Origin of the sequence: Halobaculum gomorrense (assembly GCF_900129775.1) — an archaeon.
GTDB lineage: Archaea > Halobacteriota > Halobacteria > Halobacteriales > Haloferacaceae > Halobaculum > Halobaculum gomorrense.
In genome coordinates this window covers 199,840-206,707 of the sequence record NZ_FQWV01000006.1, presented here as the reverse complement: position 1 = coordinate 206,707, position 6,868 = coordinate 199,840, and the positions used below count along the sequence as shown (strand labels likewise).

The following is a 6,868-nucleotide window of genomic DNA, read 5'->3' as shown; positions in this document are numbered from 1 at the left end:
TTCTCAAACTGTTTCAGCCACGCCGAAGCAGAGACCGTTGAAAATTGGCTGCAAGCCTTCGCCTTCGCATGGAATCAGCTTATCTGAACACTACCCCACGCTCCAATCCATACTCTCAAGTAAATCTGGTTACATAGGTTATGTATAGCAAATCGGGTTGTTACCCGAACCTACACTGCTTCCATTAGGAACCAGCAGCGGGTGTCTGACGACCTTGATTCGCTCGGGTTCGCGGCCTCGAAACTCTGGAACGTCGGACGGTGGGTCTGCGACCGAGTGTGGTCTGAAATCGGCCACATTCCCGGTCACAACGAACTCACCACCTACCTGAAGTCGCACGAACGCTACGATGACCTCTTCGTCTGCAAAGTCGAGATCGAGGTTTCTGAAGCCCCCGGTGAGAAGACCGTGGGTGTTGACCTCGGCATCAACAACTTCGCCGCACTCGCCTACGAAGACGGTCACAGCGAACTGTACCCGCTCAACTGCTTGAAGCAGGACGACTACTACTTCAGCAAGCGACTCGCACAGTGTGACGATTCTGACCCCGAGCAACCTACGCGGTTGAACCAGAAGAACTCGGCTCGTCGCACTCACTACTTCCACACGCTCTCGAAACACATCGTTCAGCGATGTGTGGACGAAGATGTTGGTACGATCGTGGTTGGCGACCTCTCCGGCATCCGCGAGGACGAGAAAACCGACGAGTCGAAAAACTGGGGGAAACACGGCAACCTTGACCTGCACTCGTGGGCGTTCGACCGCTTCACTTCGATGCTTGCGTACAAAGCCGAGATAGACGGCATCACGGTCAAGCAAGTGTCTGAGCGGGACACGTCGAAGTCGTGTTCGTGTTGTGGTCGGAAGCGGAAGGCGAACCGCGTGGAGCGTGGGTTGTACGTCTGTGATGAGTGTGAGACGGTGGCGAACGCGGATGTGAACGGTGCTGAGAACATTCGGCAGAAAGTATCTCCGAATCCTCACGGAGAAGATAGGAGTAACGGCTGGTTGGCACAGCCATCGACGTTCTTGTTTGACAAGGAAACTGGTGTGTTCGCACCTCAAGAACACGTAACGTCGTAAACCACAATATCCCAACGGCGGTCGGGAATCATCGCCCTTCAGGGCCGGGAGGATATCAATCGTCGTGGTCGGTGACGAAGTCGGGCTTCACCGTCTTCTTGTCGACCTCACCGCGGAGGTGCTCGACGAACGCGCTCGGGTCCACGTCGTTGCGCTCGTTCTCGAAGCGGTCGCGTACGGAGATGGTCTGTGCCTCCTCCTCGTCGCCGCCGACGACGACCATGTACGGCACGCGGTCGTCGTGGGCCGCGCGGATCTTCCGACCGATCGTCATGTCGCGGTCTTCGACCTCGACGCGGAACGCCGAGAGCTCGTTCTTCACGCGGTGGGCATACCCGAGATTGTCGTCGGAGATGGGAAGGATGCGGACCTGCTCGGGCGCCAGCCAGAACGGGAAATCGCCGCCGAAGTGCTCGATGAGCACCATGAAGAAGCGCTCGTAGCTCCCGTACAGCGCGCGGTGGATCATCACCGGGCGGTGCTCGGCGTTGTCCTCGCCCGTGTAGGTGAGGTCGAACCGCTCGGGCATGTTGAAATCGAGTTGGACCGTCGGGCCGTCCCACGACCGCCCGAGGGCGTCCTCGAACGAGAAGTCGATCTTCGGGCCGTAGAACGCGCCGTCGCCGGGTTCGATCCCCCACTCCAGCGCGGAGGACTCGAGTACCGACTCCAGTTGGCTCTCGGCTTGCTCCCACACCTCGTCGCTGCCGACGGACTTCTCCGGGCGCGTCGCGAGGTCGACGGAGACGTCCAGATCGAACGTGTCGAGCACCTGCTCGATGCCGTCCATCACCTGCCGCACCTCGGCTTCGATCTGGTCGGGCCGCACGAACAGGTGGCCGTCGTCGATGGTGAACGCCCACGTGCGCGACAGCCCCGACAGCTCACCGCGCTGTTCCTTGCGGTACACCTTCCCGTGTTCGGCGTAGCGGACCGGGAGGTCGCGGTACGACCACGAGCCCTGATCGAAGATGGTGGCGTGGCCGGGGCAGTTCATGGGCTTGAGGCCGTACTCCTCGTCGTTCACGTCGAACAGGAACATGTCGTCCTGATAGTTCTCGTAGTGACCCGACTCCTCCCACAGCTCCGTCCGGAACACGTGCGGCGTCTCCACCTCACCGTAGCCCGCGTCGTCGTTGAGGTCGTTGACGTACTCCTCCAACTCCGAGAGGATCGTCTTGCCCGCCGGGTGATACAGCGGGAGGCCCGGCCCCGTGATCGTCGGGATGGAGAACAGATCCATCTCGCGGGCGATCTTGCGGTGATCGCGCTCCTTGGCCTCCTCGCGCATGTTCAGGAACTCCTCCAGCTCCGACTCGGACTCGAAGGCGGTCCCGTACACGCGCGTCAGCTGGTCGTTCTCCTCGTCGCCCCGCCAGTAGACCGAGGAGATCGACAGCAGCTCGAAGGCGCCGATCTGTCCGGTCGACTCGACGTGCGGTCCCTTGCACAGGTCGCGCCAATCGTCCTGCTCGTAGACGGAGACGGGGTCCTCGCCGGCGGCCTCCTCGTCGAGGATCTCGGTTTTGTACTCGTTGTCCTCGTACTCCGCCAGCGCCTCCGCTCGGGACACCTCCAGGCGTCGAATGTCGTAGTCGGCCTCGACGATGTCGGCCATCTCGGCTTCGATGGCGGGGAAGTCGTCCTCGTCGATGTCGACGCCTGCGATGTCGTAGTAGAACCCCTCCTCGGTCGGCGGGCCGATCGCGAGCTTCGCATCCGGATACACCCGCTGGAGCGCCTGCGCGAACACGTGCGCCGCCGAGTGGCGCAGCACCCGGAGATACTCCTCGGACTGGTCGGTGACGATCTCGATGCGCGCGTCGTCGTGGACTGGCGCGGCCTTGTCGACGAGTTCGCCGTCGACGACGCCCGCGACGGTGTCGCTCCCGAGTCCCGGCCCGATCTCGTACGCCACGTCCTCGACGCAAGCACCCTCCGGGACGGACAGCTCCGAGCCGTCCGGCAAGGTGACGACGATGTCGCTCATACGCGTTCGGTGCCGGGGGGCGCGAATAAGTCTTGTCGAACCGTGCGAGAGCGCCACGGACGCGACCGCTCGCGGTCTCCGGACTCCGGCGTCCGACCCGACTCAGCCCGATCCAACTCGGCCCGGTCCGACCGATATCCGGGGAGATATCGGCGCCGGTCCGCCGAGGGTGCCGACCGCACCCCTACTTCGGAAAGACCCAACATCGTCGAGGCTGCATCCATATGCATGGACTTCACCGTCGACGCCGACCGCCTCCGCGACGACATCGAAGCGACCGCCGCCTTCGGCGACATTGACGCGGGCGAGGGCCGCGGCCGGACGGTCCTCGTCGGCACCGAGGCGAACCGCCGCGCCCGCGAGTACCTCGTCGACCGCATGGAGGCCGCCGACCTCGACGTGACCGTCGACGCCGTCGGCAACGTCGCGGGTACGTGGGTCCCTGACGGCGTCGACCCGGACGCGGCCCCCGTCGCGGTCGGGAGCCACCTCGACTCGGTGCCGGAGGGCGGCATTTTCGACGGCCCGCTCGGCGTCTACGCCGCGCTGGAAGCAGTCCGCGCGCTGCGGGACGCGGACGCGACGCCCGACCGCCCCGTCGCGGTCGTCTGCTTCACCGAGGAGGAGGGCCAGCGATTCGCCGACGGCCTGCTCGGGTCGTCGGTCGCCGTCGGCGAGCGCACCGTCGAGGAGGCGTTCGCGCTGACCGACGACGAGGGCGTCACCCTCGAGGAGGCGCTGGAGGAGATCGGCTTCCGCGGGGAGGGCCGCCTCGACGCGAGCGCGTGGGACGCGTGGTACGAACTGCACGTCGAGCAGGACACGACGCTCGAGGAAGCTGGCGTCCCGGTCGGCGTCGTCACGACGATCACCGGGATCACCCACTGCGAGGTGGAGATCGCGGGCGAGGCGAACCACGCGGGCGCGACCCACATGCACGACCGGACGGACGCGCTCGCGGCGGCCGCCGAACTCGTCCTCGACGTGGAGGCGGCCGCAAACGAGGTCGTCGACGCCAGCAGCGACTCCGCCGTCGGGACGGTCGGCTCGCTCGATGTGTCGCCGAACGCGACGAACGTCGTCCCCGGCCGCGTCGAGGCCGGCGTCGACGTGCGCGACGTGGAGTACGAGTCGATGGAGGCGATCGTGGGCGCCGTGCGCGACACCCTCGACCGGATCGAGGCGGAGCGCGGCGTCGAGACCGAGTTCGCCCGACCGTTCGACCTCCGGCCGACGCCGATGACCGAGCGACTGCGCGAGGCGGCCCACCGCGCCGGCGACGCGGCCGGGATCGAGACGACGGACCTCCACTCGGGCGCCGCCCACGACACGATGCACGTCGCGGACGTGACCGACGCGGCGCTGCTGTTCGCGCCCTCGCGCGAGGGGATCAGTCACAACCCCCGCGAGTGGACCGACTGGGACGACTGCGCGGCCGCGACGCGAGTGCTTGCGGGCGCGATCGCCGAGACCGCTGGCGCCGACGAATAGGCATCCCTCGCCTCGGCGACCGCTGCGGCGTCGTCTATCGTGCCCCGCAGCTCACGCCGCCAGCGCGACGTCCAGATACAGCATCACGAGGACGCCGAGCATCGTCCCCAGCGTCGCGACCCGCTCGTGGCCCCGGGAGTGCGTCTCGGGGAGGATCTCGTCGGAGATGACGAACAGCATGCCCCCGGCGGCGAAGCCCATCGCGTACGGGAGCACCGGCGCGGCGAGCGCGACGGCGACCGCGCCGACCACGGTGAGCGGGATCTCCACGAGCCCCGATCGCACGCCCGTGAGGACGGCGTACGTCCGGCGGTCGAAGCCGGCGTTGATCGCGGCGACCGACACCGCGAGCCCTTCCGGGATGTTCTGGAGCCCGATCGCGAGCATGAGCGAGAGGCCGTTGGCGACGTTCCCGGAGCCGAAGCCGACGCCCACGGCGAGCCCCTCCGGCATGTTGTGGATGGTGATGGCGACGATGAACAGGATCACTGAGGCGACCTTCGCGTCCATGACGGTCTGATCCGGGCGCTCCCGGCCGGTGATCAGGACGTGGACGTGGGGGACCCAGTGGTCGGCCTGGTCGAGCACGAGCACGCCGAGGGCGATACCCGCGAGCACGGGGATCGGCGTGAGTAGCCCGGTCGCGGGGACGCCGGGGACGACGATCTCCGTCAGGTCGATTCCGGGGACGATAAGCGACGTGAACGACGCCGCGAGCATCACGCCCGCGGCGAACCCGAGGGCGCCGTCGAGCAGTCGCTCGGACGGGTCGCGGACCACGAGCACCAGCAAGGCGCCGACCATGTTCATGCCCGCGATGACGAACCCGCCGGCGAGCGCCTGCACGACGGGGTCCGTTCCCACGAGATCGACAAAGAGTCCCTCGAACACGTTCGCACCACCGCCTGGCGGTCATCAAAAGCTACCGATCGGGACGCCGCCGTCGACCGTCCCGACGCCGCGGTCCGCCCGGCGGCGGCGACACGCGGATCAGTTTTCGGCTCCCGGCGCCGCGGCACCGGGCGGCTCCCCGCGCCCCTCGGCGACACGGAACCCTCCGGTCTCCTCGCGGCCCGTGACCTCCCGCTGCGGGTACGGGATCTTGATTCCCGCGTCGTCGAGCGCCGTCTTCACCGCCCGAACCACCGACGCGGTCGCGAGCGCCCGCTTGGGCGCGCTGGGACGGTCGATCCAGAAGCGACACTCCAGCACGACCGCCGAGTCGCCCAGCGACTTCGGGATCACCTGCGGCGGGGGGTTGTCCTCGATCTCGCTCACGCCCGCGAGCGCATCGCTCACGACTGCCTCCGCGGTCGCGAGGTCGGCGTCGTAGTCGACGCCCACGTCGACCGAGAGGCGCAGTTGCCCGAGGCGCGTCAGGTTGGTGACGACCGCGTTGGCGACCCGGTCGTTCGGGATGACGACCACCTCGCCGCCGGCGGTTCGGATCCGGGTGTTGATCACGGTGATGTCGGAGACGATGCCCTCCTCGCCGTCGATCGCGACCCAGTCGCCCAGCTCGAACGGCCGGGAGAACATGAGCACGAAGCCGGCGATGAGCGAGCCGATCGTGCTCCGGGCGGCCGTGCCGATAACGATGCCGAGAAAGCCCGCGCCGACGAGCAGGCCGCCGAGGTTGATTCCCCACACCGTCAGTCCGCCGACGACCGCCGCCGCCAGCACGGCCAACTGGAGCAGCCGGAAGACGATCCCCTTCTGGTGTTGGTTGATCGCGTCGGACTCGGCGGCGTAGTCGTCGAGGCGCGCTTCGAGCACGTCGATCGCGATCAGCGCGCCCGCGACGATGGCGGCCGTCGTGAGTACCTTCGCGAACGCCGGCAGCGTCGCGGCCATCGCCGCCACGGCCGCAAACGCCACCTCGACGTACCCCCAGACGACCAGCGTCGCAAGCCCGCCGCCGAGCACCACCGCGAACTGGAGCGTCCGCACGATCGCATTGACGGGAAACCGCCAGTCCAACTCCGACATTTCGACGGGAACGCGCTCGTTCGCGAGCACCCGGTCGCGGACGAGTCGGTGTGCGCCCCGCACCGCACGGGGCGTGAACAGCAGGGCCGTCACGGCCGCCGCTGTGAGGAGCACGACCGTCGCCGCGAGGCGCGCTTCGGTCGTCACGAACCCCTCAAGGGTCTCTCGGAGCGTCACGAGGAAGGCGAGTCGCATACACGCTGAAACGAAACGGGAACTAAAAGCGCGGCGGTGCGACTATCGGACGCGATTCCCTCGTCGGCGTCCGTGTCGGATGCGTGGCGGGTCGCGAGGCGCGATGGCGTCTCTGATCCG

General features: G+C 67.1%; 5 protein-coding genes and 1 pseudogene. 3 read left to right on the top strand and 3 right to left on the bottom strand.

Annotated elements, in window-relative coordinates; all coding sequences use genetic code 11:
- Together BUE16_RS16425 and BUE16_RS12130 are read left to right on the top strand one after the other, a co-directional pair.
- Positions 1-87 (top strand): annotated as a pseudogene (locus BUE16_RS16425) (IS6 family transposase); the annotation flags it as partial.
- Positions 88-144: 57 nt separating this feature from the next.
- The gene (locus tag BUE16_RS12130) at positions 145-1,083 is read left to right on the top strand and encodes an RNA-guided endonuclease TnpB family protein (protein WP_073310048.1); all 939 of its coding nucleotides are present in this window, start codon (positions 145-147) and stop codon (positions 1,081-1,083) included.
- Positions 1,084-1,138: 55 nt separating this feature from the next.
- On the opposite strand, the gene thrS is transcribed toward BUE16_RS12130, so the two are convergent.
- Positions 1,139-3,073 (bottom strand): threonine--tRNA ligase, encoded by a 1,935-nt coding sequence (gene thrS, locus BUE16_RS12125; RefSeq protein ID WP_073310039.1) that lies wholly within the window; start codon positions 3,071-3,073, stop codon positions 1,139-1,141.
- A gap of 228 nt (positions 3,074-3,301) precedes the next feature.
- Here thrS and BUE16_RS12120 point away from each other — a divergent pair, with 228 nt between their 5' ends.
- Positions 3,302-4,564 carry a M20 family metallo-hydrolase gene (locus BUE16_RS12120; RefSeq protein ID WP_073310030.1) on the top strand — a complete coding sequence of 421 codons (1,263 nt, stop codon included), beginning with the start codon at positions 3,302-3,304 and terminating at the stop codon, positions 4,562-4,564.
- A 51-nt stretch (positions 4,565-4,615) separates the two neighbouring features.
- Here BUE16_RS12120 and BUE16_RS12115 read toward each other — a convergent pair whose 3' ends face one another.
- Both BUE16_RS12115 and BUE16_RS12110 read right to left on the bottom strand, forming a co-directional pair.
- Positions 4,616-5,455 (bottom strand): ZIP family metal transporter, encoded by an 840-nt coding sequence (locus BUE16_RS12115; RefSeq protein ID WP_073310028.1) that lies wholly within the window; start codon positions 5,453-5,455, stop codon positions 4,616-4,618.
- Positions 5,456-5,554: 99 nt separating this feature from the next.
- On the bottom strand, positions 5,555-6,748 hold the full coding sequence (locus tag BUE16_RS12110) for a mechanosensitive ion channel family protein (protein ID WP_073310026.1): 1,194 nt from the start codon (positions 6,746-6,748) through the stop codon (positions 5,555-5,557).
- Between the last annotated feature and the right edge of the window lie 120 nt (positions 6,749-6,868).